This is a genomic window from Roseiarcus sp. (assembly GCF_052145395.1).
GTDB lineage: Bacteria > Pseudomonadota > Alphaproteobacteria > Rhizobiales > Beijerinckiaceae > Roseiarcus.
The window spans coordinates 1-2717 of the sequence record NZ_JBKQOT010000678.1 but is presented as its reverse complement, the minus strand read 5'-3'; the positions used below and the strand labels follow the sequence as shown (position 1 = coordinate 2717).

2 protein-coding genes and 1 pseudogene are annotated in these 2717 nt (G+C 60.0%); all 3 read left to right on the top strand.

The features are described from left to right. Positions 1–228: pseudogene (locus ACLP25_RS23220) on the top strand (PQQ-dependent dehydrogenase, methanol/ethanol family); the annotation flags it as partial. Positions 229–242: 14 nt separating this feature from the next. After that, positions 243–743, top strand: a complete 501-nt coding sequence (locus ACLP25_RS23215; RefSeq protein ID WP_442471496.1) for a hypothetical protein — start codon at positions 243–245, stop codon at positions 741–743. A 9-nt stretch (positions 744–752) separates the two neighbouring features. Next, positions 753–2456, top strand: a complete 1704-nt coding sequence (locus ACLP25_RS23210) for an alpha/beta fold hydrolase (protein WP_442471495.1) — start codon at positions 753–755, stop codon at positions 2454–2456. Positions 2457–2717: the final 261 nt, after the last annotated feature.

Below are 2717 nucleotides of genomic sequence, written 5' to 3'. Positions count from 1 at the left end.
GATGGCAAGACCGGACAGGTTCTTTGGGAGATGACGCTGAACTCCGGCGTGATCGGTACGCCGTCCACCTTCATGGTCGATAACGTGCAATACGTCGCTGTGCAGGCGGGTTGGGGAGTGGACGCTGAGCGTGTGCGCGATCAAATTACCAAACTCTTGCCCGACGGGAGGTCACCCAACATCGCACCGCAAGGTGGAGTGGTCTGGGTGTTCCGAATAGCCGAATAGCAATGGGTGCCCCAATGATCGACGAACGCATCGCGATTGTCGTCTCGGCGCTGCTCTTCACGGTCGTTTTGGCCGTGACCGGTTCGATCTCCGGATCGGCGTCCGAAGCAAACACAGCCGAGGCGCGGCCCGCTCCTCTGCCAAACAGCGCCGAGGAAGTTGTAGCGTACGTAACGAGGGCGCTGACCACGCATGATCTTGACGCCTTCGAGAGGCTGGTCGAGTGGAAGGGAGCCCGTCCAATCCGCAAACGAATGATGCTGGCCCAGATCCGTTACTGCTTCGGTCGCCCAATCCGGTCGGCCGTGGTTGAGCCGTTTCCGGCCGACGGGTTGCAACAAGCAAAGAGCCTGTTAGGGCTAGACCCTAACGTGCCGGTCACAGAACGGCTGCGTGTAGTCTTCGACGAGCCGCCCACGTCGTTCGGAGATTTGCCGACCAGTGTGTTCCTCCTCGGTAAGGAGGACGGCGTGTATCGCGTGTCTCTCCTACTGGCGAGTGGTCCGCCGAATTAGGTCGGCGACATGCTTGCGCGGCTGGTGGACGAGCGACCTCCACTTTGCGCCAGTAGGAAGGAACCGCGCAAGCGCAGCCGCTTGTTTTCTTGGCCGCGACCTGAGGTGACCAAGGACGGCCTCATCCCCTATACCGCGCAAGCAAGCGCGATTGCGAGGACCTCGAAATTCGCACGCCCTAATGAACATCGAGGTTTTCACGCAGTCTCGACCCAAAGCGGACTTCGGCCTCGCTTACATTCGGCCAAATCGCTTCAGAGCGCGCCTCGGACGGTTCTTTTCAGTGAATCGTGCTATAGTTTCCGCCAATGGCGGAGGAGCACCGTGGCCGAGGTCCGAAAACTTGTTGCGATTATGGCCGTCGACGTTGTCGGCTATTCCCGTCTGATGAGTGAGGATGAGGCGGGCACAGCAAAGGTGGTGCGCGAGCATCGTCGAGCGGCGGTTCCGATCGTTCAGGGTCTCGGCGGACGGATCGTCAAGACCATGGGCGATGGTCTTTTGCTGGAGTTTCCCTCCGTCGTCGCCGCCGTCGAATGCGCCGTGACGATCCAGAACATGATGGTCGAACGCAACGTCGGTGCGCCCGAAGCGAGGCGGGTCGTCTATCGCATCGGCATCCATCTTGGCGACGTGCTGGTCGACGGCGACGATATTTTGGGCGACGGGGTGAACATCGCGGCGCGGCTCGAGAGCATCTGCGAGCCCGGGGGCGTCTCAATATCCCGCGCCGTCTACGATCAGATCAGCGGAAAGCTTGCTTTCGGATTCCGAACCCTCGGTCAGCAAAAACTGAAAAATATCGCCAGGGCGGTCGAAGTATTCGCAATCGACTATATGGACAAAACGGGCAAGGCCCCTACGCTCGACGACGCGAACGTCGCGCAGACGATCAAATATTGCCGGGCGCCTGATGGAGTGCGCCTTGCCTATGCGATTTCAGGCAGTGGACCGCCTTTGGTGAAGGCGGGGAACTGGATGAACCATCTCGAATACGATTGGGAGAGCCCGATTTGGCGGCATGTTTTTCGCGGGCTATCGCGTAATCATACCCTCATTCGGTACGACGCGAGAGGCAACGGCCTGTCCGACTGGGACGTTGACACGCTGTCGCTAGACGCCTGGGTGACCGACCTCGAGACAGTCGTAAACAGGGCCGCCGTTGAGCGTTTCCCGCTTCTCGGAATGTCCCAAGGCGGCGCGATATCGGTTGCCTACGCAGTGCGGCACCCGGAACGCGTGACGCACCTAATTTTGTACGGCGCGTTCGCGCTTGGGGGAAAGCGGCGCTCTCCCGCCGAGAAAGAAAGACGCGATGCGATGACGACCTTGATGCGGCTCGGATGGGGCGCGGACAATCCAACTTTTCGGCAAATCTTCACAGGGCTATTCATCCCGGGAGCAACGCATGAGCAGGCGGACATTTTCAACGAGCTGCAACTGAGAACGACCTCTCCCGAGTGCGCCGTTCGGTATTTCGATGCCGTCAACGATTTCGATATCATCGATCTGCTCTCGAAAGTGAAGGTGCCGACCCTCGTTATGCATGTGCGGGACGACCAAATGGTTCCCTTCTATGCCGGACGCCAACTGGCCGCCGGTATCTCCGGCGCTCATTTCGTCGCTTTGCCCGGTCGAAACCATTTGTTCCTCGAGCATGAGGCGGCGTCCGATCGCTTCTTCGAAGAGCTCAGCCTCTTCCTGAGGGACTGAAGCCCTTTGCGGCTGGTTCGCTGAGGCGTTCGCGAACGTCTCCTCCGGGCGGACACTGAGCTTTCCTTGTTTGCTTTCTACGCCCGCTATTCCCCCCGTTCCCGCCGTTCGGCCAACGGTCGCTATCCGCCCACTGCGCCAGTTCGGTGGCGCCTTCATGGATGCGTGCTTCGGGCGGAGACCGCGCCTACGGGGAATGCCTGCTTACCTGCCCACTCTTGCCGTTCGTTGGCGCAAACCGCAACGTCAGCTCAACGTCGA

Bases quoted from the DNA above. Each gene is read 5' to 3' on its own strand.
- ACLP25_RS23215 (WP_442471496.1), top strand. From the start codon at position 243: ATGATCGACGAACGCATCGCGATTGTCGTCTCGGCGCTGCTCTTCACG.
- ACLP25_RS23210 (WP_442471495.1), top strand. From the start codon at position 753: ATGCTTGCGCGGCTGGTGGACGAGCGACCTCCACTTTGCGCCAGTAGG.